This is a genomic window from Mycobacterium sp. 050134, from assembly GCF_036409085.1.
Taxonomy (GTDB): domain Bacteria; phylum Actinomycetota; class Actinomycetes; order Mycobacteriales; family Mycobacteriaceae; genus Mycobacterium.
Genome location: NZ_JAZGLV010000012.1, coordinates 61415 through 85902 on the forward strand (window position 1 = coordinate 61415; position 24488 = coordinate 85902).

Here is a 24488-nt window from a genome sequence, read left to right on the forward strand (position 1 = left end):
CGTGTTGCTCCTCGTGGTGGTCGGGTCAGGACAGCGCTTGCCGCGCGGTGCGCGGCCAAGGCGCGAGCTCCTCGAGCTGTGCCGCCACCGTCAAGAGTAGGGATTCCCCGCCCGGCGGGGCGACGATCTGCACGCCGATGGGCAGACCCGATTCGTGCCGTCCTGCCGGAATGGACATGGTGGGGAAGCCCGCCAGGTCCCACGGCCCGAGGTAGTCGGTGAGGCGGATGGACGGAATCGCGTTGGCAAGCCAGCCCCTGGTTCGCCAGCAGATGGCCGGGGGCGGCATTGTGGCGAGCATGGGCGTGACCAGCACGTCGTACGTCCCGAAGAACTCCAGGGCCCGCGCGACCCATCTCCGTCGACCGCCGTTACGCACCAGGCCCAGCCGGCGCACCATCGCGGCGGCGGCCAGGTGCCGGGCGGTGCGCACCTCGACGTGGCGCCAGTCGAGTTCCGGGTCCATCTCCCCAGGACCCGCGAGCCACCGCGTGAAAAGCGCGGCCCCCAGGTTGCCATACCGGGGGCGCGCGTCGTCGACTCGGTGTCCCGTCGAGGCCAGCAGCTGAGCGGTCCGCGTCGCGGCGGCGGTGAACGCTTTCGGGACCGGTCCCACGCCGGTCGGCAGTTTGGTCGATACGGCGATGCGCAGGGGTGTGGGTTCGCGAATATTGGCCAGTTCCGGGTGGCGCGCGAGCACGGACAACATCAGGGCCGCGTCCGCCACCGTGGTGGCGAGCGGGCCGTGCGTGTAAAGCCCGGACCACTGCCACGAATCCGAGGCGGGCACCGTTCCGATTCCCGGGGAGACGCCCACGAGCCCGCAGATCGCGGCGGGGGACCGGATGGATCCGAACGCGTCCGTGCCGTGCGCGATCGGGACGAAGCCCGCGGCTACGGCGGCGGCACTGCCGCCGGACGAGCCGCCCGCCGTGAAGGACGGTGCCCAGGGGTTGCGGACGACGGTGCCCGCCGTGTCGGTCATCGGCCACAGGCAGAGTTCGGGCACCCGGGTGAGGCCGACGATCACCGCGCCCGCGGCGCGCAGGCGTGCGGTGATGTCGCTGTCGGAGCGGAAGGGAAGCGCCGAGGCCTTCCCGGAGCCCCAGACCGGGTGCTCGCCGGCGACCGCCGTCGCATCCTTGACCGCGATCGGCACCCCGGCCAACGCCAGCCTGTCGCGGTGCGGGACCCTCCGCAGCGCGGCCGCCTCAGCGAACGCCTCGAATTCCCGCACGCGGCGAAATGCGCCGAAGGTATTGGCAGCGGACCCGATCCGGCACAACGTCTCCTCGGTCGGTACGACCGGGTCGAGGTCGCCGGCTCGCACCGCGGCCGAGATCTCGGTCGCCGTCATCGCGTCCAGAGCGGCGTCTTCCGGGTATTCCGCTTTCATCTCTTGTGATCCGTTCCGCCGTGCCGGTGGCCGGGCCGGTCGACGCCGGGTAAACCGCGCGTTCCTGCCTGATGACCACCACTGTGGCCCGCGAGTGCCCGGAACGCTTGCCACTGTGCGCACGGTGATTGGCAGGAGGCGCACAGGGCGTGGCCGGCCGGGAGCCGGGCCGGCAACGGGCGCTCCGTTAGCCTGGCAGTCGGCCACGGGGGGCTCGCAGGAGGCAAGCGCCGTGCGGCCGCTTGCGATATGCCCCGACGGGGTAACAGCCTGTGCAGCAGAACGGAGCCTGATGAGCGCGAGCGCACAAACCGGAACCATCACCACCCATGTCCCGGCACGGCTGGACCGGCTCCCATGGGCTGGATTTCACTGGCGTGTGGTCATCGGGCTCGGCGGGGTGTGGATTCTCGACGGGCTCGAGGTCACGATGGTCGGCAACGTGTCGTCGCGCCTCACCGAGAAGGGCAGCGGCATCAACCTCGACCCCGCCCAGATCGGGGTGGCGGCGGCGTTCTACATCGCCGGGGCGTGCCTGGGCGCGCTGTTCTTCGGCCACCTGACGGACCGGTTCGGGCGGCGCAACCTGTTCATGCTGACCCTCGCGCTGTACCTGGTCGCCACCGTCGCGACCGCGTTCGCGTTCGCCCCCTGGTACTTCTTCATCGCCCGCTTCTTCACGGGCGCCGGCATCGGCGGCGAATACGCGGCCATCAACTCCGCGATCGACGAGCTGATCCCCGCGCGGGTGCGCGGGCGCGTCGACCTGGTGATCAACGGAACTTATTGGCTGGGCTCGGCGGCGGGAGCGGCCGGCGCGCTGGTGTTGCTAGACACCTCGAACTTCCCGGCCGACATCGGGTGGCGTTTGGCCTTCGGCATCGGCGCCATCTTCGGCATCTTCGTCCTGCTGGTCCGGCGCAACGTCCCCGAAAGCCCGCGGTGGTTGTTCATCCACGGGCGCAACGACGAGGCCGAACAGATCGTGGGGGACATCGAGGGGCAAGTCGAGCGTGAGACCGGCCGGCCGCTGCCCGAGCCGGGCGGGCAGCCGCTCAAGATCCGCCAGCGGCATACGATCTCATTCCGGGAGATCGCCACGGTCGCGTTCACGATGTATCCGCGGCGCGCGGCGCTCGGGCTGGCGCTGTTCATCGGTCAGGCGTTCCTCTACAACGGCGTGACGTTCAACCTCGGCACGCTGCTGACCGGCTTCTACGGCGTGCCCTCGGGCAAGGTGCCGGTGTTCTTCATCGTCTGGGCGCTCAGCAATTTCGTCGGCCCCCTGGCGCTCGGCCACCTGTTCGACACCGTCGGGCGCAAGCCGATGATCACCCTGTCCTACCTCGGCTCGGCGGCCGTGGCCGTGGTGCTAGGCATCATGTTCGTCAATCAGATCGGCGGCGTCTGGGCCTTCATCGGGGTCTTGGCGGTGACGTTCTTCCTGGCCTCCGCCGGCGCGAGCGCGGCGTACCTGACGGTCAGCGAGATCTTCCCGATGGAGACCAGGGCCCTGGCCATCGCGTTCTTCTACGCGGTGGGCACCGCGATCGGCGGCATCACCGGCCCGCTGCTGTTCGGGCAGCTCATCGAATCCGGGCAGCGTGGCCAGGTGGTCTGGTCGTTCCTCATCGGAGCGGCGGTGATGGCCGTCGCCGGCCTGGTCGAGCTCTGGCTCGGCATCGCGGCTGAACAGCGTCCGCTGGAAGACCTCGCGCTGCCGTTGACGGTGGCCGACGCGCACGATGACGCCGCTGACCCTGGCCGCACCGGTTGACCGGCGCGTCTCACATTCGCAACCAACGCGGGCCTATCTTTGACATGGGTGTAACAAGTTCGGCATCGAACCTTCCTACTGTAGGGCGGTCCATCTTCCAGACCGGAAACGCGGACCTCCCAGCGATAGGAACTTCATTGAGCGGCAACGCAGTCCGCCTCCAGGCGATCAACAACGTCGAGGCATACATCCCACCGGCCATCAGTTTCGTACCGGGCGAAGCCCCGGGCGAGGTATTCGGCTCAAACGTGTTCACCAAGGCCGAGATGCAGGCGCGGCTGCCGAAGTCGGTGTTCAAGTCCGTCGTCGCGACCATCGAGAAGGGCGTCAAGCTGGACCCCGCGGTGGCCGATACCGTCGCGGTCGCGATGAAGGACTGGGCGCTGGAGAAGGGCGCGACGCACTACGCGCACGTCTTCTACCCGATGACGGGGCTGACCGCCGAGAAGCACGACAGCTTCCTCGAGCCGGTGTCCGACGGGCAGACGCTGGCCGAGTTCGCCGGCAAGACGCTCATCCAGGGCGAGCCCGACGCGTCCAGCTTCCCGTCGGGCGGGCTGCGCAGCACTTTCGAGGCGCGCGGCTACACCGGGTGGGATGTCACCAGCCCCGCATACATCCTGGACAACCCGAACGGCAAGACGCTGTGCATCCCCACCGTCTTCGTGTCGATGACCGGCGAGGCGCTGGACTACAAGACGCCCCTGCTGCGCAGCCAGCAGGCGATGGGCACACACGCCGAGCGGATCCTGCGGCTGTTCGGCCACACCGACCTGAACAAGGTGGTCTCGTTCTGCGGACCCGAGCAGGAGTACTTCCTGGTCGACCGGCACTTCTTCCTCGCGCGGCCCGACCTCATCAACGCCGGCCGCACGCTGTTCGGCGCGAAGCCACCCAAGGGCCAGGAGTTCGACGACCACTACTTCGGTGCGGTGCCCGAGCGGGTGCTCGGCTTCATGATGGACACCGAGCGGGAGCTGTTCAAGCTGGGCATCCCGGCCAAGACCCGGCACAACGAGGTGGCCCCCGGCCAGTTCGAAGTGGCGCCCATGTTCGAGCGGGCCAACATCGCCTCCGACCACCAGCAGCTGCTGATGACGGTGTTCAAATCGGTGGCCAAAAAGCACGGCATGGAGTGCCTGTTCCACGAGAAGCCGTTCGCCGGCGTCAACGGGTCGGGCAAGCACGTCAACTTCTCCGTGGGCAACTCGGAGCTGGGCTCGCTGCTGGTGCCGGGCGACACGCCGCACGAGAACGCACAGTTCCTGGTGTTCTGCGCCGCCGTGATCCGCGCCGTGCACAAGTTCGCGGGGCTGCTGCGGGTATCGGTGGCGTCGGCCACCAACGACCACCGGCTGGGTGCCAACGAGGCGCCGCCGGCCATCATCTCGATCTTCCTCGGCGAACAGCTCGCCGACGTCTTCGAGCAGATCGCCAAGGGCGCGGCGACCTCGTCAAAGGGCAAGGGCACCATGATCATCGGTGTCGACACGCTGCCGCCGCTGCCGACGGATGCGGGCGACCGCAACCGCACCAGCCCGTTCGCGTTCACCGGCAACCGGTTCGAGTTCCGCGCGCCCGGCTCGGGGCAGACGGTCGCCGTGCCGATGATCATCCTCAACACGATCATGGCGGATTCGTTCGACTACATGGCCACGATGCTCGAGCAGGCGGTGGAGGCCGGTGCGGACTTCGACGCGGCCGTGCAGAAGCTGCTGACCGACGTGATCACCGAACACGGCGCGGTGGTGTTCAACGGCGACGGCTACTCGGACAACTGGCAGATCGAGGCGGCCGAGCGCGGCCTGCCGAACCTCAAGACGAGCCTGGACGCCATCCCCGAGCTGATCAAGCCCGAGGCCGTCGAGCTCTTCGCGAAATACGGCGTGTTCAACGATCGCGAACTGCACAGCCGCTACGAGGTCCGCCTCGAGCAGTACGCGCTGACCATCGGGGTCGAGGCCAGGCTGGCGCTCGAGCTCGGCACGACGGTGATCCTGCCGGCGGCGCTGCGCTACCAGACCGAACTCGCGCAGAACGTCGCGAGCCTCAAGGCCGCGGGCCTGGAGCCTAGCATGACTGCGCTGGAGGCGGTTTCGAGTCCAATCAAGGACCTCGAGGCGGGCCTGTCGGCGCTGAAGGCGGCGCTGTCGGACCACTCCGCGGACTCGGCGTTCGACGAGGCCAAACACGCCCAGGAAGCTCTGCTGCCGGCGATGGCGGCGGTGCGCACCGCCGCGGACACGCTGGAAAGCGTTGTGGCCGACGACCTGTGGCCCCTGCCCACCTACCAGGAGATGCTCTACATCCTCTGAGGTCACCGCCCCCATCGGGGCACCGCAAGAAATCCGCAAGGACTCCGCCAGGATCCGGCAAGCGCCGAGTCGCACGCTGGCGGCGGTGAGGAAGCCCGCGGCGCATTAGCCGCCGCGGGCCTTGCGGAAAGGTCTCGAGGTGCCCGAAATCTCCGACGGCAAGACTTACGATTCGGCCATGTCGCTGGAAGTGGGCCAGCTGTTCGCGGGGTACCGCATTTTGCGCGTGCTCGGCTCGGGCGGCATGGGCCAGGTCTACCTCGCGGCGCACCCGCGGTTGCCGCGCGAGGACGCGGTCAAGGTGTTGCCGGCGGAGCTGACCGGCGACCCGGAATTCCGGGCCAGGTTCCTGCGCGAGGCCGACCTCGTCGCCGGACTGTCGCATCCGGGCATCGTGCGGGTCCACGACCGCGGTGAATTCGACGGCCACCTCTGGATCTCGATGGACTACGTGGCCGGCACCGACGCCGGGCGATTGCTGTGCGAGCACTACCCCGGCGGGATGCCCCTCGACGAGGTGTTGCCGATCGTCGCCGCCGTCGCCTCGGCGCTGGATTACGCGCACCACCGGGGGCTGCTGCACCGCGACGTCAAACCCGCCAACATCTTGTTGACCGAGCCCGACGGGCAGGCGCGCCGCGCCTTCCTGGCCGATTTCGGCATCGCGCGGCGCATCGATGACGCCACCGGCCTCACCGAGACGAACATGACGGTCGGCACCGCCGCCTATGCGGCACCCGAACAGCTCAAGGGCGAACCCCTCGACGGCCGGGCCGACCAATACGCGTTGGCCTGCACAGTCTTTCACCTGCTGACCGGCGCGCAACCCTTCGTCGACTCCAACCCCGCGGTGGTGATCAGCCGGCACGTCAGCGCCACGCCGCCCGCGCCCGGAGCCCGCCGCCCGGAGCTCGCCGCCCTCGATCCCGTCTTCGCGATCGCGATGGCCAAAGACCCCGCCGGCCGGTTCGGCAGCTGCGGGGAGTTCGCGGCCCGCCTCGCCGCCCCGCGGGGCGAGTCGCCCGGCTTCGCCTACGCCGGCGACATTCCCCACGGCGCACGCACCCCGGACGCGCTGGGCACCCGGCCGGGATTCGGAGCGGTCGCGCCCACCGTGTCGCTGCGGCGCAAGCCATCGGCCGCCCGGCGCCCGGGTGTCCGGATCGCCGCGCTGACGTGCGCCGCGACGCTGATCGCCGGCGGTGTGTACGCGGGGGTCAGGCTCACCGAACACCACGGCCCGGTCACGGCCGCAGCGCCCACCGTGCCGCCGAAGCCCAAGACGCCGCCGCCCAACACCGGCCCCTTCACGGGTGTCTTCAAGGCGGACTTCGCCCGGGTCACCAGCGTCGAGGGCGACCCGGCCCCCGGGGTGCCGCCCACCGGCGAGACGTGGGGCGTCCGCTCGGTGTGCGGGCCCGCCAGCTGCGTGGCGACCGCGTCGCGCCTCACCGGCGAGACGATGCAGGTGCCCACGATCGAGTTCGACCAGGTAGGGGAGAACTGGCTGGCCGTCAGCGTCAGCTCCGGAACGTGCAACAACATGGCGGGCGAGGTGTGGGAAGTCATCACCCTGCGGCCGCATCCCGACGGCACCCTGTCCGGTGAAGCGACCCAAACGATGACGAAGGGGTGCGCCAACAAGCGCAGCGTCACGTTCACCCGCCTCTCGGACGTCGACCTGGATAGCCACGCCGACCCGTCGACCCTGCCGCCCCGGGTCGTGTCGCCCGCCGAGGCGGTGCGCGGCCACTACCGGCAGACGGGTTCCCAGCCGAACGGGTACCGCGAGCAGAACGACTTCGTCGTCCACACGGACTGCCTGCGCGGCGGTGATCGTTGCGTGAGCCTGTTCCACAAGCCGCCGGCGTCGGCCATGGTGCTGGTGTTCGGCGACGGTGGTTGGGTCTACGACCGCGAATTCGACTCCCGGTGCGCCAAAGGCGGCGTGGTGTCCCACGTTCACATCACCGCGCAGTTTCCGCTGCCGCAACCGCCCCAGGATCCCGTCGGGCAGCTCAACGGGCACGGGCACGAGGAGGTGACGGGGCCCCCGTCGCCGTGCGGGAAGAGCACCGAGGTGGACATCGCCTTTTCGCGGCTCGGCGATTAGAAGGGCTTGCGCGCGTTGAGATTGCGGTGTGGGTCGCGGTCCGGCGCCGGCCGCGACCGTGCGGGCATCTCGGCGCGAAGGCGGGGTGGGCGCTCCCCAGTTCGGCGCTCAGCCGACCAGCTTGGTGAGCCAGGTCGCGTCCTGGTAGTTCACCGCGGAGGTGCCGTCCCACACGAACGGCGTCGCGTTGGCGTTGAGCCCGGACAGCGTCGTGTATCCGTTGGCGGCCTTGGCCTTGGCGGTGCCGACGTCGTCTCCGGACTTGATGCAGGTGATGGCGCTGGGTCCGACGCCGACGGTCTTGGCCAGCTGGGCCAGCTCGCCGTCGGTGCGGTCCTCCGCTGCGTCCTCCTGCGGCTGGAAGCTGCTCGCGAACAGGCCGGAGTAGAAGCCGGCATACAACTTCGGATCGTTTTGCGCCGCAACGCAATACGAGGCGGCCACCGCCCGCGTCGAATAGGTCTTGCTGTGCGACTTGTCGTCGAGGAAATTCAGCAGGTGATAGCGGACGGCGAGCTTCTTGTTGTTCACCGCCGTGTCGATGTCCGCGGAGTTCGACCGGATGAAACTGCCGCACGGCGGGCAGATCGGTTCGTTGAAGATGTCGATCGTGGTGGATGCCGCCGAGCTGCCGACATACACACCGTCATCGAGGACCCGCAGCGCGACGGCGTCGGGTGCCGGCGGCGGCGCGGGCGTCGTCTCGGTGGAGTCCGATTGCCACGGACGCACCAGGCTCAGGACGAGTCCCACGATGGCCACCATCACGGTGGCGGCGATCCCCACCCACAGCCAGGGGCTGCGGCGGCGCGGCGGTGGCGGTCCCCACGGAGGCGGCCCGGCGGTTCCCGCGTCGCTGGTCGCCCAGCCGGTGGGGCCACCCCAACCGGTGGGCTGCTGCGCCGGCCCGCCGGAACCCAAGGGCGGGGCGGGCCAGCCCTGCGCCGCGGGCGGGGCGTGGGCGGCGAGCGCGGGCGGTTCGGCCGCAAACCCGCCGGGCGGCTGGCCCGCGAATGCGGCTGGCACCGCGGCGACCTGGCTGCGCTGCAGGATGTCGGTGGCGCGGTCCTGGTCGGGGCTGGCCAGTGCGGCGTACGCGGCCGCCGACAGGTCGCCGCAGGTGGCGTACCGGTCGGCGGGGTCCTTGGCCATGCCGCGCGCGATCACCCCATCGAAGGCGGCGGGGATGCTCGGGCGCGCGGCGCTGGGCCGCGGGACCGGCTCGTTGAGGTGCCCGCCCATCACGCTGAACTGATCACCGCTGTAGGGCGGCGACCCGGTCAGGCATTCGTAGAGCACGCAGGCGAGCGCGTAGATGTCGGCCCGGTGGCTGACCTCGGCCTCCCGGAACCGTTCCGGGGCCATGTACTTGACCGTGCCCACGGTCGTCCCGAATTGGGTGAGCTTCTCGTCCGAAGTGGCGCTGGCGATCCCGAAGTCGACGAGGTAGGCGAAGTCGTCTTTGCTCACCAGGATGTTCTCGGGCTTGACGTCCCTGTGCAGCACCCCGGCCGCATGAGCAGCGTCGAGCGCGGAGCCGATCTGCCGGACTATGGCCACCGCCCGCGGCGGCGACAGCGGCCCGTAACGCTTGAGCGTGCCGGCCAGGTCCTTGCCGTCGATCAGCCGCATGTCCACGAACAGCTGGCCGTCGATTTCGCCGAAGTCGTGGATCGGTACGACGTGCGGTTCGTGCAGCTTCCCCGCGGTGCGGGCCTCGCGCTGCATCCTCGAGCGGAAGACCGGGTCGTCGGACAGGGTCGGCGACATCAGCTTCAGCGCGACGATGCGCTCCCGCACCGTGTCCTCGGCTTCGTAGACGTCGCCCATGCCGCCGCGACCCACCAGCCGCCGCAGCAGGTACGGCCCGAACTGCGAGCCCTCCCGCGGACCCGCGGTCGTGTCACCCATCGCCCGACTCCTCACTCCGCCGGCCGCGCGCCGCAAACCGATCGGAAGCGTCCTCGCCCTACCGGCCGGTGCGGCGCCGGACGCGAGTACGTGGTGGCATGCCAGGCCTAAGGCTAATGGTTTCGGCGACCGGCGGGCATGGTGAATCGCGAAAGCCAGCTAATTCGACGAGTGGGGGAGACGGCGGGGCCGGCCGCTCAGCGGCGTTCCTCGTCGCCGCTGCGACGTTCGCCAAGACCCTCGCGCGACAGCGCCCTCACGAAGCCGTACGCCTGCATGCCGGCGGGGCCGGGGTTCTTGACTATCCAGTCGTTGATCTGCGTCAGGGCCTTGGCCAGGTCGTCGCGCCTGACCCGGATCAGGTAGGTCTTCCGGTCGTCCCGGGGATCGTCGAGCGATTCGGCAACGGCCACCGGGTTCTTGAAGGCGTACGCGATTCCGTGCACGGCATCGTTATTCAAGGCCCAGTTCAGCTCGCCGGGTCGCAACTTGTTCACGGCCAGGTTGCGGTATTCATCCTCGTCGGTCGGATCGCTCACGTGGCCGTTGGTCCTCCTGTGTGTGCGACAAGGGTGCGACGACAGACGGAAGGCACGGACTCGCAGGCAATTCGATTAGGCGTCGACCCAAGCTCTCATCATAGGAAGCGGCCGGACTCGGTGCATGCCGAGCGGCGCGCGCTCAGCGCCGATACCGCAGGAACACATAGTCGTCGTGGGAAAGGGCGTGCTCGAGCCGCATCGCCCGCGGGGTGGGCAGCCGCGCGACATCCGACCGGTGCCCGACGGGCTGGCTGGCGGCCAGCTTGGGGGCCAGCGTCACGCAGATCTCGGCCACGGCGTCGGCCTCGACCAACTCGTCGAGGAGGGTGGGGCCGCCCTCGCACAGGATGCGGCGCATGCCTTGCGCACGCAGGGCCGTTACGGCGGCCGCCACGTCGACCGATGCCTCGCCGGCGACGAGGACCCGTCGGCCGTCGCCGAACCGGGGCCGCTCGGCCGCCGCGGCACAGGTCACGAGGATTGGTGGTTGGTCGGGGTCGCTGAAGAGCTGGGCGGGAAGCTCACCGGTCCGGGTGACCACGGCGATCGACGGCGGCGCAGGAAGCCCGTCGTCATGCCGCCGGGCGCGCTGGGCTTCGGTGAGCCGCACCGGCCCGTAGTTCTCGGCGCGCGCGGTGCCGGCGCCGACCAGGACGACGTCGGCGAATCCGCGCAGCGTCCGCAGCAGCCGCTGGTCGGTGGGGTCGGACAGTGGGCCGGCGCGGCCCCCGAACGCGGCGGCCCCGTCGGCGCTGAAGATCATGTTGGCCCGCACCCCGTCGGGCGCGTCGGCGTAGAACGACTCCAGTTCGGCGATGCCCCCGACGGCACCGACCCGGGCCGGTGGCACCGGTCAGGCCTCGTGCCCGGGTTGCAGATGATGGACGTCGCCGAAGGACACCCATTCCCGCAGCTTCTCCGGCGGCTTGCCGTCGGTCGGCGCGAGCAGGTGCCCGAGATGGTCTCCGAGGGTGAAGCGGTCGACGATCCTGCCGGTGAACCACGCGGCCGCGTCGTCCAGGATGGGCATGTCCTCGGGACCGGCATGCCAGGAGCAACGGTCGAATTTGTCGATCTTGTCGCTGGTCTGGCTGCCGAACAGCTCCACGACGTCGAGGTGGTCGCGATCGAACACGTGCACCGCGAGGTGATCGGCGTCGGCCGCGACGCGAAACGTGTGGTTGCGCTTGGACAAGCCCACCAGGAAGCGGGGTGGGTGGATGCTGGTCTGGCTGGCGAAGCCGACCAGGCAGCCCGCCGGGACGCCGCGCGACTGCGTGGTCACGACGAACATCGGGTAATTCAGCAGCGCCACCAGCTCTTCGAACGGCTCAATATCTGGCTCCGCCACGCAATCCGGCCTTCCCCTTCGGCTGAATCCGAATCGTATCGCGGCGATCCGGGGTGGCGCGGCTACAGCAGCTTCTCGATCGTGATCGGGAGGTCCGTCACGCGTTTGCCGGCCGCGTTGAACACCGCGTTGGCGATCGCGGCGGGCACCCCGACGATCACCAGTTCGCCAAGCCCCTTGACCCCGATCGGGTCGGCGATCGTGTCTTCGCCCGCCAGGAAGGCCGCGTCGAGCGTGGGGACATCGGCGTTGACCGGGACCAGGTAATCCGACATGTTGGCGTTGACGATCCGGCCGTCCCGGTGGTCCAGCTGCGTCGCTTCCAAGAGGGCCATCCCGATGCCGCCCACCATGCCACCGATCGCCTGGCTGTGCGCGAGCCGGGGATTGATCACCCGGCCCGCGTCGTAGCATGCGTAGATGCGGCGGATCCGCACCGTCGCGAGCAACGCGTCGACGGTGACCTCGGCGAACACGGCGCCGTAGGCGTACATGGAGTACCGCTTGTCGGCGTCGTCGGGAGTCCAGGTCTGCCGGAAGTCCAGGTCGCGCCAGCCGCGGCGGCTCAACAGGTCTCGGTAGGACTCGCCGCGCTGCGGCGCGGTCGTCGCGAACATGCGGCCGTCGGCCACCGCGACGTCCTGCGGGGGCACCCCGTTGAGGGGCGAGCCCGGGTCGGTTACGGCCGCGCGGATCAGCCTGTCGCGCAACATGTTCGCCGCCGTCGACACCGCCGAGCCGACGCTGGCCATGGTGCGTGAGCCCGAATGCGGCGGCGCGGGCGGATAGCGGCTGTCGCCGAGGGCGAACCGCACGCGGCTCAGCGGTATCCCGAGGGCGTCCGCGGCGACCTGTGTCATCGACGTGTATGTGCCGGGCCCCATGTCGCTGGTCGCGCTTTGCACCTCGACGCTGCCGTCGGCCAAAATTCTTGCCAGGGCGCCGCATTCGCTGCGCGAGGTGTGGTAGGCCGCAGCGGCCGCGCCCAGGCCGACCAGCTGGTCCCCGTCGCGCGTCGCGCCGGGCACCGGATTACGCCGATTCCAGCCGAAAGTCTCCGCACCCTGGCGCAGGCAGTCGGCGAGTCGCCGCGTGGAAAACGGCGTGCCGCTGGTCTGGTCGAGCGCGGGTTCGTTGCGCAACCGCAGCTCGACCGGGTCCATGCCCAGCCGGTGTGCGAGGTCGTCCATGGCGCACTCGAGCGCGAACATCCCGGTGACCGCTCCAGGGCCCCGCATGTACGTCGGCAGGTTCACGTCGAGCGGGACCACCCGATAGGCCGACCGCATGTTGGGGACGCGGTACAGGAACCGCGGATTGGCGACCAGCCCGTCCTCGTAGATGCCGTATCGCGCGGTCTCGGTGCGCCCCTCGTGGATCATGGCGCCGAGCTGGCCGGAGCGGTCGGCGCCGATGGCCATGCGCTGGCGGCTGGTGGGCCGGTACCCGATCCCGCTGTACATCTGCGCACGGGTCAGCACCAGCTTGACCGGCCGTTGCGTCCGCCGGGCGGCGAACGCCGCGAGCAGCTGATGCGGCCAGGTCTGCCCGGCGCTGCCGAACGCGCCACCGACGAACGGGGAGATCACGCGGACGTGGTCGGCGGGCACGCCCATCGCCTCGGCATACGCGCGCTGCGCCGAATTGATGCTCTGCACCTTGTCCCACACCGTGAGCCGGTCACCGTCCCACTTGGCGACGGTCGCGGGCAATTCCATCGCGTTGTGGTTGTTGCGCGCGATGCTGAACTGCAGGTCGCTCACCACCGCGGCGTCGCGCATCGCGCGGTCAGCGTCGCCACGCGCGTAGTCGCGGGTGTTGCGACCCGGGCGCGGAACCGCCTGTGGCGCAGCGACGTCAGTGAGCGACGGATCGACCGAATAGTGGACGTCCACCAGCGTCGCCGCGTGCAGGGCCGCTTCGAGGGTGGCGGCGACCACCACGGCGACCGGTTGCCCGAAGAAGGCGACGCCGCGGGGGTCGAACGGCAGCTTCACGCCGGTGAAGTCGGACAGCACCCGCAGCACGTCGGGCCGGCGCAGCGCCGCGCCCGACGACACCCGATCCACGCGGCCGCGCCCCACCGTGCTGCACACCAGGGCGGCGTAGACGAGCCCCGGAAGCCGGTTGTCGGCCGCGTAGGCGGCCTTTCCGGTGACCTTGATTTCCCCGTCAACCCGGGTGATCGGTTCACCGGAGACGATCCGCGCGGCGGGCAATGGGCGCGTCACGGCAGGGCCGCCACCGTAACCAGTTGCCTCTCGACCGTGCGCTTGACCAGCTCTACTTTGAAACCGTTCTCGCTCAACGGCTGTGCGCCGTCGGCGGCGAGGGCGGCGGCAGCGCGGAAGACGTCGTCGGTCGCCGGTTGGCCGGTGAGCGCATCCTCGACCGCCGGCAGGCGCCACGGCACGGTGCCCACCCCGCCGACGGCGACGCGGGCGGCGCGGACGACGCCTCCGCCGATGTCGAGCGCCACGGCCGCGGAGGTCAAGGCGAACTCGTAGGATTCGCGGTCGCGCACCTTGAGGTAACCCGACCGGCGGCACTCGGGTCCGACCGGGACCTCGACCGCGGTGATCAACTCTGCGGTGCGCAGATTGTGCTCGCGGTCCGGGGCGTCGCCCGGCTGCCGGAACAGCTCGGCGACCCCGAATCGCCGTTCCCCGAACTCGTTTCGCGTGACGATGGCGGCGTCCAACGCAACGAGGGCGACCGCGAGGTCCGACGGGTGCGTCGCCACGCACCGCGGGCTGGTGCCGAGGATCGCGTGCCCGCGGTTGCGGCCCCCGATCGCCGAGCAGCCCGTGCCCGGGGCGCGCCGATTGCAGACCGCCGACACGTCGCGGAAATACAGGCACCTGGTGCGCTGCAGCAGGTTTCCCCCGATGGAGGCCATGTTGCGCAGCTGCGCGGAGGCGCTGAGCTCGAGCGCCTGGCTGAGCATGGGAACCTGCCGGCGCACGGCGGGATGCGCGGCGAGGTCGGACATCCGCACCAGTGATCCTACGGAGATGCCGCCCGGCCACGTGTCGATCGACCAGTACGGCAGGGCGTTGATGTCCACCAGCGAATCGGGGCGTTCAACGGTCTCACGCATCAGGTCCACCAGCGTGGTCCCGCCGGCGATGTACCGGGCGCCGGCCGCGGCGGCCGTCAGCGCGGACTGCTCGTCGGTGGCCTTGGTGTAGCGGAAGGGAAACACGCGCTAGGCGTTCCGGGCCGCGGCCGTGACTGCGGTGACGATGTTGGTATACGCGCCGCAGCGGCAGATGTTGCCGCTCATCCACTCTCGGATCTCCGCCGGCGAGCCGGCGTGCCCCTCGGCGATGCACCCGATACCGGACATGATCTGGCCCGCCGTGCAATACCCGCACTGCAACGCGTCCTCCTCGATGAACGCCCGCTGCAGCGGATGCAGCCTGCCGCTCCTCGCGTCGTCCAGGCCCTCGATGGTGGTGATCTCCGCACCGTCGTGCATCACCGCCAGTGTCAGGCAGGAGTTGATCCGGCGACTGTTCACGAGGACCGTGCAGGCGCCGCAGGCGCCCTGGTCACACCCCTTCTTGGTGCCGGGCAGCCCGGCACGCTCGCGCAGCATGTCGAGCAACGACGTGCGGTTGTCGACGGCGATCTCGCGCTGCTCGCCATTGATGCGAGCGCGCACGACGGCCGCCCGTTCCTGGCCGGGGTCGGCGCGTTCGGACCCTGCGACGGTGGTGGCGGCGGCCACGGCGCCACCCAACGCGACCGAGCCCCCCACGAAGGTCCTGCGATTGAGCTGATGGTGGTGAATGTCCACTGCATCCAGCGTAGGACGAACCACGGGACAGAACCTTGGACTCCGCTATGCATCCCGGTGACAACGCAAGAAGTCAAGGTCTCCGGGCGCCGAGCCGCCGAATCGCATATGCCGCGACGCCGATTCCCAGCACCAAAGTGCCAGAAACCACGGCGGACGCCGGCATCGCTAACGCCAGGACAACGCAGCCGATCAGCCCCGTCACCGGGATTCCGCGGTGGGGCCGCCCCTCGTCGCGTCCTAGGCGGAGCGCCGACGCGTTGGCTATCGCGTAATAGATCAGCACCGCGAACGACGAGAAGCTGATCGCGCCGCGCAGGTCGACGCTCGCGGCCAGCACCGCAACGACGGCGCCGACGGCGAGCTCGGCGCGGTGCGGCACCCCGAAGCGCGGATGCACGGCGGCCAGCCGGCGGGGGAGGTGGTGGTCGCGGGCCATCGCGAAGGTGGTGCGTGAAACGCCGAGCACCAACGCCAACAGCGAACCCAACGCCGCGACGGCGGCACCCACCTGCACGACCGGCACCAGCCAGGCGGTCCCGGCGGCCCGCACCGCCTCGGACAGCGGCGCGGACGCCGCGGCCAGGCGCCGCGGCCCCAACGCCGCCAACGCCGCCACCGCCACCAGCGCATAGACGGCCAGGGTGATGCCGAGCCCGAGGGAGATGGCCCGCGGCACGGTGCGGGCCGGGTCGCGAACCTCTTCGCCCAGCGTGGCGATGCGCGCGTATCCGGCGAAGGCGAAGAACAGCAGCCCCGCGGCTTGGATCACGCCGGCCGGGTGCGCGCCCGCGGGGCGCAGCGCCTCCGCGGAGGCGGTCCCGGAGGCGAAGACGGCGGTCACCACGGCGGCCAGCACGGCGAGCACCACCGCGACGATCAGCCGCGTCACCCACGCGGACTTGTGCACGCCGGCGTAGTTCACCGCGGTCAGCCCCACGACGGCGGCGACGGCCGCGGGGTGCGCGTGCCCCGGAAAGGCGTAGGCGCCGAAGGTCAGGGCCATCGCCGCACACGACGCCGTCTTGCCGACGACGAACCCCCAGCCGGCCAGATAGCCCCAGAAATCGCCGAGCCGTTCCCGCCCGTAGACGTAGGTGCCACCGGAGGCGGGATAACGGGCCGCCAGGCGCGCGGACGAGGTGGCATTGCAGTAGGCCACGACCGCCGCCAGCGCCAGGCCCCAGAGCAGGCCCGCACCCGCGGCACCCGCGGCGGGCCCGAGTGCTGCGAAGATCCCGGCGCCGATCATCGACCCGAGCCCGATCATCACCGCGTCGAAGAGTCCCAGGCTGCGGCGCAGATCCCCGCCCGGGTGCTTGCTGTCTGACACTCGGACTCCTCGGATCGCCGATCACACAACTGATGTCACGCCGTGCCCGATCAACCTATCAAATGGATTTGATGTATCGTCTCGAGCATGGTCACCACCGGCCGCTCGGCGGTTCCGCCGCTGATGCAGATGGCGTCGCACCCGCTGCGCTGGGCCCTGCTCACCGAACTCGCGGTCGGCGACCGGCGGGTGCGGGAATTGGCCACCGCCGTCGACGAGCCGCAGAACCTGGTGTCCTACCACCTGCGCCTGTTACGCGCGGCGGGCCTGGTCGCGGCCCGGCGCAGCAGCTTCGACGGCCGCGACACCTACTACCATCTCGAGCTGCCCCGGTGCGCCGGGGCGTTCGCCGAGGCGGCGGCCGCGCTGCATCCGGCACTCGGCACGGCGGCGGTGTCGGACGCCGAGCCACCCGCGCGGTCGGTGTTGTTCCTGTGTACGGGCAACAGCGCGCGCTCGCCCATGGCCGAGGCGCTGCTGCGCACGCGCGGCCAGGGGCGCGTCCGGGTGGCGAGTGCCGGCAGCCACCCCAAGCAGCAGCTGCATCCGGGCGCGGTGCGAATCATGCGCGACGAGTATGGGATCGATCTTCGTGGCATCCGGCCGCAGGGCCTGTCCGCGGTTGCCCCTCGGCGCTTCGATCGCGTGATCACCCTGTGCGACAAGGTTCGCGAATTCGCGGCCGGCCAGAACCTGCCCACGGCGGCGCACTGGAGCCTGCCCGACCCCGCGGCCGACGGCGGCGGCCACCGCCAATTCCGGGAATTGGCATGCGAATTGGACAGCCGAATCGGGTTTCTGCTGCCCGCGCTCGCCGCATCGCCGGAAGGATCCTGATCGTGGTCGCCCGACGGGACTTCCTGAGGGGTGGTGCGCTGGCGCTGGTTGCTGCCGGCGGCGGTGTCGGCGCCATGGCGGGATGTTCGAAGACCTCGCCTGCAGGCCCGCCCGGCGGCAAGGCCGACCACACGCTGCGGATCGGGACCGGCACCGTGGAACTCGCGCCCGACATGGTGGTGTCGACCCTCACCTACAACGGCCAGTTCCCGGGCCCGCTGTTGCGGCTGAAGGAGGGCCAGCGAACCTGGGTGGACATCGTCAACGACACCGACGCACCGGAGCAGCTGCACTGGCACGGCCAGCATGTGGGTGTCGACCTCGACGGCTCCGCCGAGGAGGGCACCCCGTACATCCCCGCCCACGGCACGCGACGCATCTCGTTCCTGCCCGGCCCCGCGGGTTTCCGGTTCTACCACTCGCATGTGGTTCCGCGCGACGATCTGTCCCGCGGTCAGTACGCCGGCCTGGTCGGCCCCGTCTACATCGAACCGAAGCAGAGTCCCGGGGCGTACGACCAGGAGATCTTCCTGACGCTCAAGGAATTTCAGCCGGTCTTCAGCCGGGGCGGCGACATGGCCAAGGACTTCCTGGCCGGCGAACCGGACGCCGACCTCAGGGAGAAGGGCGAGGCGGCGATGCGGGCCTCGCTCGCCCGCGGCGAGCCGCACGGCTTCGAGGTGAGTTACGGGGCGTTCGCCATCAACGGGCGCATGCTCGGCCATGGCGATCCCATCCGCGTTCGGCAAGGCGATCGGGTGCTCCTGCATGTGCTCAACGGCAGCGCCACCGAAACCCGCAGCCTGGCGTTGCCGGGCCACTCGTTCAGAGTGGTGGCGCTCGACGGCAACCCGGTGCCCAACACCGCGACGGTCCCGGTGTTGTGGCTGGGGGCGGCGGAACGGGTTTCGGCGGTGGTCACGATGGACAACCCCGGGGTTTGGCTGCTTGGCGATCTCGACGACGACGACCGGGCGCACGGCATGGGTATCGTCGTCGAATACGCCGGGCGTGGCGGGGACCCGCAGTGGGTGCCGCCGGCGCCGTTCACCTGGGACTACCGGCTGTTCGCGGCGCCCAGTACCGCACCCGGCCCGCCGCCCGAACGCATCTTCGAGCTGCTGATCGAGAAGCGCAACGCGGCCGACAACGGCTTCAACATCTGGACGATGAACGGCACCTCGTTCTCGATGAGCGCCAATCAGCCGGTGCTCGACGTGCGGCGAAACGGGCGCCACCGCTTGCGGTTCCGCAACGCCACCGACGATTTGCACCCGATGCACCTGCACCGGCACACCTTCGAGATCACCCACGTCGCCGGCACGCCAACCGCCGGGGTGCGCAAGGACGTCGCGATGCTGGGCGGCTACCAGAGCATGGAGGTCGACTTCGTCGCCGACCAGCCCGGGCTGTCGCTGCTGCACTGCCACCAGCAGATTCACATGGACTACGGCCTCATGTTGTTGATCAACAGCGGGTGATCAGCGAACTAGCATGTGGGCCATGCCGCTTGCAGCCGGTCAGGTGTTCGCCGGATACACGATCCTGCGGCCGCTGGGTTCGGGCGGGATGGGCCAGGTGTATCTGGCGGCACATCCGCGGCTGCCGCGAGAGGACGCGGTCAAGGTGTTGCCCGCCGACGTGACGGCGGACCCCCGCTATCGGGAGCGGTTCGCACGGGAGGCGGAGCTGGCGGCCGGCCTGTCGCACCCCCACGTGGTGGGGATCCACGACCGCGGTGAATGCGAGGGCCGGTTCTGGATTTCGATGGACTACGTGGCCGGCACCGATGCGACCCGGCTGCTGCGGGAACGGTACCCGCGGGGAATGCCCGCCGGCGATGCGTGCGCGATCATCACCGCGGTCGCGTCCGCGCTCGACTACGCGCATCACCGGGGGTTGCTGCACCGTGACGTCAAGCCGGCCAACATCCTGCTGAGCGAATCCGAGGGGGAGGCGCCGCGGGTCTTCCTGGCCGACTTCGGCATCGCGCGACGCGTCGACGACGCCGCGACACTCACCGAAACCACGGCGGTGGGCACGGCGGCCTACGCCGCGCCCGAGCAATTGCTGGCCGAGCCGGTGGACGGGCGGGCCGACCAGTATGCGTTGGCCTGCACCGCGTTTCAGCTGCTGGCCGGCGTCCCGCCGTACAGCGGACCCAGCCTCGCGGTGGTGATCGGCCAACACGTCGGCGCGCCACCACCTTCCCTCGCCGCCCACCGACCCGAGTTGGCCGGACTGGACCCGGTTTTCCGCATCGCGCTCGCCAAACGGCCCTCCGACCGGTTCGCCAGCTGCGGTGAGTTCGCTGAGCAGCTGCGGCGGCACCTGACGGCGCCCGGGCCTCCGGCGTTGCCGGTGCCGGCACCCGCCAAGGCGCCGAGGAGATGGCGTCAGCGCCCTGCCGTCGTGCTCGGGGTGCTGGCGGGCGCCGCGCTGCTCGCCGCGGGCGGTGTCCTCGGGAGCCTCAAGCTCGCAAACCGCCCGCCGCCCCCCGCGGGTCCGCTGACCGGCACCTACCGCGCCGATTTCGGCCCGATGATCGGGATCGACGACGCCCCGGACGCCGGCGCCCCGCCCGCGTTGACGAGCACGTACGGCCTTCGCTCCGTGTGCCGTTCCGATGGCTGCGTAGCGACGGCGGCTCGCCTTGGCGGTGCACCCGTGGGCGTCCCGACGATCGTGCTGGACCGGGTCGGCGTGGGCTGGGTGGCCGTGGCGCTCGCCCCGGACAAGTGCCGCGACGCCGACGCCGAATTCTGGGAGGTGTTCACGCTGACGCCCCGAACAGACGGCACCCTCGCCGGTGAATACACCTCGGCCACGTCAAACGCGTGCGCGGACAAGCGAACAGTGACGTTCACCCGCACCGGTGACGTCGATGCCGGCCGGGTTCCCGACCCGGCGTCCGAGGCGCCGCGGGTCGCCTCACCCGCACGCGGGTTGCACGGGCACTACCGCGTCGCAAGGACCTTCACCACCGGGGTGGCGCAGCAGCAGTTGAACGCCGCCGTCAGCACCGAATGCCTACGGACGGGGGACCGGTGCATGAGCTATTTCCACGAACCGTCGGGCGACCTGCCCCTGGTGTTCGGCAATGGAGCCTGGACGTGGAACATCGACGTCGACATCCGGTGTCTGGCCTCCGGCGAAATGGCGCACATGAAAAGCACCGGCCGGTATCCGCTGCCGCAGCCGGCACACGATCCCATCGTGCGGTTGACCGGGCGAGGGCATCAGGAACAGACCCCGCCGTGCGCCATCAACACCGACTTCGACGAGACCTTCACCCGCACGGGGGATTAGCATCCGCCCGGTCGAGGCGTTCGCCGGTTTGCCCGTGACTCCGCGTCGGCAGCATCTACCATCGTGGCCATGTCGCTTGAAGTCGGCGAAGTGTTTGCCGGGTACGCCGTCTTGCGGACACTCGGTGCGGGCGGCATGGGGCGGGTCTACCTGGTGGCGCATCCACGGCTACCCCGCGAAGACGCGCTGAAGGTATTGCCGGTGAACCTCGGAGCCGATCCGGAGTTCCGGGCCCGCTTCCTGCGCGAGGCGGAACTCGCCGCCAGACTGTCCCACCCCCACATCGTGGGCATCCACGACCGCGGGGAATGCGAAGGCCACCTGTGGATTTCGATGGATTACGTCGCGGGGACCGACGCCGGCCGGCTGCTGCGCGAGGATCACACGGGCGGGATGCCGCCCGGCGAGGTGGTGCCGATCATCACCGCGGTCGCCTCGGCGCTGGACTACGCGCACCAACGCGGGCTGCTGCATCGCGACGTCAAGCCGGCCAACATCCTGTTGACCGATCCGGACGGTCAGGCGCGCCGGATCTTCCTGGCCGACTTCGGCCTTGCGCGGCAGATCGACGACCCCGTCGGGCTCACCGCGACAGACATGACGGTGGGCACCGTGGCGTATGTGTCGCCCGAGCAGCTGAAGGGCGAGCCGGTCGACGGCCGCGCTGATCAATACGCGTTGGCCTGCACCGCCTTCCATCTCTTGACCGGGACGCAACCGTACTCCGGCTCCAACCCCGCGGTGGTGATCGGCCAACACATCGGCGCGTCGCCGCCCTCGATCGGCGCCCGCCGGCCCGATCTGGCGGTGCTGGACCCGGTGTTTGCTATCGCGATGGCCAAGGACCCGTCGTACCGGTTCGCCACCTGCGGGCAGTTCGCCGACCGACTCGCGCGGCAACTGGGTTTCGGTGCTCCTCAACACGACACCGATGCGGCGCTCACCGCGCAGGCGCTGCCGTCCGCCACCGGGCGCCGGAGGCGGCGCCACGGATTCGTCATCGGCGCCGTGGCGGCCGTCGCACTGCTGGGCGGCACATCGGCCGTCGTCCACTTCAGCCGGCGACACGCCGCCGAGCCGGGTGGCGGCGCTCCGGTCACCGCGGCCACCCCCGCGGCGAACACCGGCCCTTTCACCGGCGTGTACCGCGCCGAGTTCGGTCGCGCCACCAATCTCGACGACGTCCCCGTGCCGGGCGCGGGGCCGTCCAGCGGTACCTACGCCGTCCGCTCGGTCTGTCGCCCCGGCGGCTGCGTGGCGACCGCCGCACGCTTGAGCGGCGAGTTCAAGCTCGCGTCGACCTCGGTGTTCGACCAGGTCGGGGGCCGCTGGGTGGCCGTGTCCCTCGCCGCCGACAAGTGCCGGGACGCGCGCGCGGAAATGTGGGAGGTGTTCAGCCTGCAACCGCGCCCGGACGGCACCCTCATCGGCGATTACCGCGGCGCGGCAGCCAACGCGTGTGATCAGAAGCGAACCGTCACCTTCACCCGCACCGGCGACGTGGACGTCAACAGCCTGCCCGACCCGGCCGCTCTGCCGCCGCGTGTGGCATCACCGGCCGAATCGCTGCGCGGTCGCTACCACGTGACACGGAACTTCCAGCAGGGCATGCCCCAACAGCAGTTGGACCTGGCGGTCGTCACCGATTGCCTGCGCGGCGGCGATCGGTGCATGAGCTACTTCCACTCGAAGACCATCGACGAACCACTCGTGTTCGGCGGCGGGGCATGGGCTTTGGACATCGAACACAACGAGAACGCCTCCGCCTGCGGAGGCACCGTCTTCGTGAAGGCGACCGGCCGGTATCCGCTTCCGGAACCTGCGCAGGATCCGATCGCCACGCTCACGGGCCACAACCTGTTGGAACAAGCCGGGCAACCAGCCTGCACGATGCGGGTCCGCTACGACGAAACCCTGCGACGCACAGGGGATTAGACCGCCTACATCGACGCGATCCGCGGCAGCACGCCGGTGGCGAACAACTCGAAATTGCCCGCCAGCGTCCGCATCCTCGCCGGCGCACGCACGTAGATCCGCGAGATGCCCAGTTCCGCGTACGGCGCCAACTGGTCGACGATCTGCGCCGGCGTGCCGGACAGCGTGGTCCCGTCGAAGGTTTGGGCGCCATAGTGTTCGGAATTGATCCGGGCCACGGCGCTGTCGCCGGTGTCCCCGACCCCGACGAGGGCCGTCATGGAAAATATCAACTCGGCTGGATCCCGACCGATTTCGCGCGCCGCGGCGCGCACCCGGGCGACCTGTCCCGCGATGTCGTCACGTTTGAGCTCGCCGCGGTGGTGTTCGAGCGGCGCGCGGCGGCGGCTCGTCTGCAGATTGAACTCGTCGGCGAACCGGGCCGCGAGGGCGGGTGTGCGCCGACTTCCGGTGCCGCCCAGGATGATCGGCGGGCTCGGGTCCTGCCAGGGCTTGGGCAGGGCCGGGGCGTCGAGCAGCTCGAAATGCTTGCCGCCGAACGAATAGCGCCGCCCGGCGGGAGTGCGCCAGAGCCCCGTGATGAGCTCCAGCGCCTCGGCCAACCGGTCGAACCGCTCCCCGACAGGCGGGAAGGGGATGCCGAGCGCGGCGTGCTCTGGCTCGAAATAGCCCGCACCCAAGCCGAATTCGATTCGGCCCCGGCTCATCGCATCCACCTGCGCCACGACGATCGCCAACGGCCCGGGGTGGCGGAAGGTGACGGCCGTCACCAGCGAACCGAGACGGATGCGCGACGTATCGCGCGCCAGTCCGGCCAGCGTCGTCCACACGTCCGTGGGACCGGGCAGACCCTCACCGGCGAAGGGGAGGTAGTGGTCGGAGAGGAAGAATCCGGCGAAGCCGAATTCCTCTGCCATGCTAGCGGATTCCTGCAGGTCATCGTAGGTGGCACCGTTGCTCGGGTCGGTGAAGATCCTGCAATCCACGCGTTGACTCCTGCCCGGGCCCCGCCGCGGGCCCCGTCTCCAACGTAGCGGCCGCCCGGCGAAACGCGGATTCGTCCATCCGGTGCGCGAGAGGGTCCTACAGTGAGGCATGTCGTACACACCGGGACCCGACGCGCCGCCCCCGCAACCCCCGGCCGGCGGCTACCCGCCGCCGCCCTCATACCCAGGCGGCCCGCCGCCTTCATACCAGAGCGGTCCGCCGCCTTCATACCAGAGCGGTCCGCCGCCTTCATACCAAAGTCCTTATCCGCCGCCCTATTACATACCGCCGACGCCGCAACCGCCGACGACGAGCGGGTTCGCCGTCGCATCCCTGGTGTTCGGCCTCCTAGGTGGCGTCCTGTTCAGTGTGATCTTCGGGATCATCGCCGTCGGGCGGACCAAGCCCGGCGGGCAGCGCGGGCGTGGCATGGCGGTTGCGGGATTAGTGCTGTCCGCGGTGTGGGTGGCGGTCATCGGGGGCGCCATCGCCGTCGCGGTTCTGTCGCCGACCAACACGGTGAGCGCCCGAAACGTGAAGGCGGGGGATTGCCTGGCGGACATCCCCACCGGCAACCGGGTCAAGTTCGTGAATACGATCGGCTGCGACCACCCGCACCTGGGCGAGATCGTCGCGGTCCTGGCGATGCCGGACGGGCCGTTTCCCGACGAGGCCGCGTTCAGCGACTACGACCAGCGGTGCCGGGACTCGCTGGCATCGTATTCGTCGACGGCGGTGCAAGATCCAAACGTCGACCTGGCCGTGATGCCGCCCTCGCGCGATTCCTGGCGGCAGGGCGACCGCGACATCGCCTGCATCGCGACGTTCAAGTCCAAGAGGAGCGGGTCCATCAAGAGCTGAACGGATCTCGCGGAAAGAT

Annotated in this window: 18 protein-coding genes; 8 read left to right on the top strand and 10 right to left on the bottom strand. The window is 70.1% G+C overall.

The window, feature by feature from the left end:
• Positions 1 to 25: 25 nt before the first annotated feature.
• Positions 26 to 1396 carry an amidase gene (locus tag SKC42_RS15815; RefSeq protein ID WP_330965238.1) on the bottom strand — a complete coding sequence of 457 codons (1371 nt, stop codon included), beginning with the start codon at positions 1394 to 1396 and terminating at the stop codon, positions 26 to 28.
• Between the two features lie 292 nt (positions 1397 to 1688).
• Here SKC42_RS15815 and SKC42_RS15820 point away from each other — a divergent pair, with 292 nt between their 5' ends.
• The 3 genes from SKC42_RS15820 (at position 1689) to SKC42_RS15830 (ending at position 7601) form a co-directional block, all read left to right on the top strand.
• Positions 1689 to 3173 carry an MFS transporter gene (locus SKC42_RS15820; RefSeq protein WP_330965239.1) on the top strand — a complete coding sequence of 495 codons (1485 nt, stop codon included), beginning with the start codon at positions 1689 to 1691 and terminating at the stop codon, positions 3171 to 3173.
• A 137-nt stretch (positions 3174 to 3310) separates the two neighbouring features.
• Entirely contained in the window at positions 3311 to 5488 is a 2178-nt protein-coding gene (locus tag SKC42_RS15825; RefSeq protein ID WP_330965240.1) for a glutamine synthetase III family protein, read from the top strand.
• Positions 5489 to 5666: 178 nt separating this feature from the next.
• Positions 5667 to 7601, top strand: a complete 1935-nt coding sequence (locus SKC42_RS15830; RefSeq protein WP_330965241.1) for a serine/threonine-protein kinase — start codon at positions 5667 to 5669, stop codon at positions 7599 to 7601.
• Positions 7602 to 7709: 108 nt separating this feature from the next.
• Here SKC42_RS15830 and SKC42_RS15835 read toward each other — a convergent pair whose 3' ends face one another.
• From SKC42_RS15835 to SKC42_RS15870, 8 genes are all read right to left on the bottom strand, one after another.
• Positions 7710 to 9512, bottom strand: a complete 1803-nt coding sequence (locus SKC42_RS15835; RefSeq protein ID WP_330965242.1) for a serine/threonine protein kinase PknE — start codon at positions 9510 to 9512, stop codon at positions 7710 to 7712.
• 197 nt (positions 9513 to 9709) lie between these two features.
• The gene (locus SKC42_RS15840) at positions 9710 to 10009 is read right to left on the bottom strand and encodes a hypothetical protein (RefSeq protein ID WP_442932169.1); all 300 of its coding nucleotides are present in this window, start codon (positions 10007 to 10009) and stop codon (positions 9710 to 9712) included.
• A gap of 184 nt (positions 10010 to 10193) precedes the next feature.
• Positions 10194 to 10904, bottom strand: a complete 711-nt coding sequence (locus SKC42_RS15845) for a pyrimidine reductase family protein (protein ID WP_330965244.1) — start codon at positions 10902 to 10904, stop codon at positions 10194 to 10196.
• A gap of 3 nt (positions 10905 to 10907) precedes the next feature.
• On the bottom strand, positions 10908 to 11348 hold the full coding sequence (locus tag SKC42_RS15850) for a flavin reductase family protein (RefSeq protein WP_442932170.1): 441 nt from the start codon (positions 11346 to 11348) through the stop codon (positions 10908 to 10910).
• Between the two features lie 119 nt (positions 11349 to 11467).
• Positions 11468 to 13636: a xanthine dehydrogenase family protein molybdopterin-binding subunit gene (locus SKC42_RS15855; RefSeq protein ID WP_330965246.1), complete on the bottom strand. Its 2169-nt coding sequence runs from the start codon at positions 13634 to 13636 to the stop codon at positions 11468 to 11470.
• The gene (locus tag SKC42_RS15860; RefSeq protein WP_330965247.1) at positions 13633 to 14610 is read right to left on the bottom strand and encodes an FAD binding domain-containing protein; all 978 of its coding nucleotides are present in this window, start codon (positions 14608 to 14610) and stop codon (positions 13633 to 13635) included. Before SKC42_RS15860 ends, SKC42_RS15855 begins: the two co-directional genes overlap by 4 nt.
• A gap of 3 nt (positions 14611 to 14613) precedes the next feature.
• A complete protein-coding gene (locus SKC42_RS15865; RefSeq protein ID WP_330965248.1) occupies positions 14614 to 15207 on the bottom strand; it encodes a (2Fe-2S)-binding protein in 594 nt (197 codons plus the stop codon).
• A 73-nt stretch (positions 15208 to 15280) separates the two neighbouring features.
• On the bottom strand, positions 15281 to 16540 hold the full coding sequence (locus SKC42_RS15870) for an APC family permease (protein ID WP_330965249.1): 1260 nt from the start codon (positions 16538 to 16540) through the stop codon (positions 15281 to 15283).
• A gap of 87 nt (positions 16541 to 16627) precedes the next feature.
• On the opposite strand from SKC42_RS15870, the gene SKC42_RS15875 reads away from it, so the two are divergent.
• The 4 genes from SKC42_RS15875 to SKC42_RS15890 all read left to right on the top strand — a co-directional run bounded on the left by SKC42_RS15875 (position 16628) and on the right by SKC42_RS15890 (position 22621).
• Complete coding sequence (locus SKC42_RS15875) at positions 16628 to 17377, top strand: arsenate reductase/protein-tyrosine-phosphatase family protein (RefSeq protein WP_330965250.1); 750 nt, start codon at positions 16628 to 16630, stop codon at positions 17375 to 17377.
• The gene (locus tag SKC42_RS15880; protein ID WP_442932171.1) at positions 17374 to 18858 is read left to right on the top strand and encodes a multicopper oxidase family protein; all 1485 of its coding nucleotides are present in this window, start codon (positions 17374 to 17376) and stop codon (positions 18856 to 18858) included. The genes SKC42_RS15875 and SKC42_RS15880 overlap by 4 nt, the downstream gene beginning before the upstream one ends.
• Positions 18859 to 18880: 22 nt before the next feature.
• A complete protein-coding gene (locus SKC42_RS15885; RefSeq protein WP_330965251.1) occupies positions 18881 to 20686 on the top strand; it encodes a serine/threonine-protein kinase in 1806 nt (601 codons plus the stop codon).
• 69 nt (positions 20687 to 20755) lie between these two features.
• On the top strand, positions 20756 to 22621 hold the full coding sequence (locus SKC42_RS15890; protein WP_330965252.1) for a serine/threonine-protein kinase: 1866 nt from the start codon (positions 20756 to 20758) through the stop codon (positions 22619 to 22621).
• A 5-nt stretch (positions 22622 to 22626) separates the two neighbouring features.
• Here SKC42_RS15890 and SKC42_RS15895 read toward each other — a convergent pair whose 3' ends face one another.
• Entirely contained in the window at positions 22627 to 23607 is a 981-nt protein-coding gene (locus tag SKC42_RS15895; RefSeq protein WP_330965253.1) for an LLM class F420-dependent oxidoreductase, read from the bottom strand.
• A 109-nt stretch (positions 23608 to 23716) separates the two neighbouring features.
• Here SKC42_RS15895 and SKC42_RS15900 point away from each other — a divergent pair, with 109 nt between their 5' ends.
• Positions 23717 to 24469 (top strand): DUF4190 domain-containing protein, encoded by a 753-nt coding sequence (locus SKC42_RS15900; protein WP_330965254.1) that lies wholly within the window; start codon positions 23717 to 23719, stop codon positions 24467 to 24469.
• The last annotated feature ends 19 nt before the right edge of the window (positions 24470 to 24488 follow it).

Excerpts from the sequence above, each read along its gene's own strand:
- SKC42_RS15815 (WP_330965238.1), bottom strand. The coding sequence starts at position 1,396 with ATGAAAGCGGAATACCCGGAAGACGCCGCTCTGGACGCGATGACGGCG.
- SKC42_RS15820 (WP_330965239.1), top strand. The coding sequence starts at position 1,689 with ATGAGCGCGAGCGCACAAACCGGAACCATCACCACCCATGTCCCGGCA.
- SKC42_RS15830 (WP_330965241.1), top strand. The coding sequence starts at position 5,667 with ATGTCGCTGGAAGTGGGCCAGCTGTTCGCGGGGTACCGCATTTTGCGC.
- SKC42_RS15835 (WP_330965242.1), bottom strand. The coding sequence starts at position 9,512 with ATGGGTGACACGACCGCGGGTCCGCGGGAGGGCTCGCAGTTCGGGCCG.
- SKC42_RS15850 (WP_442932170.1), bottom strand. The coding sequence starts at position 11,348 with ATGTTCGTCGTGACCACGCAGTCGCGCGGCGTCCCGGCGGGCTGCCTG.
- SKC42_RS15875 (WP_330965250.1), top strand. The coding sequence starts at position 16,628 with ATGGTCACCACCGGCCGCTCGGCGGTTCCGCCGCTGATGCAGATGGCG.
- SKC42_RS15885 (WP_330965251.1), top strand. The coding sequence starts at position 18,881 with ATGCCGCTTGCAGCCGGTCAGGTGTTCGCCGGATACACGATCCTGCGG.
- SKC42_RS15890 (WP_330965252.1), top strand. The coding sequence starts at position 20,756 with ATGTCGCTTGAAGTCGGCGAAGTGTTTGCCGGGTACGCCGTCTTGCGG.
- SKC42_RS15900 (WP_330965254.1), top strand. The coding sequence starts at position 23,717 with ATGTCGTACACACCGGGACCCGACGCGCCGCCCCCGCAACCCCCGGCC.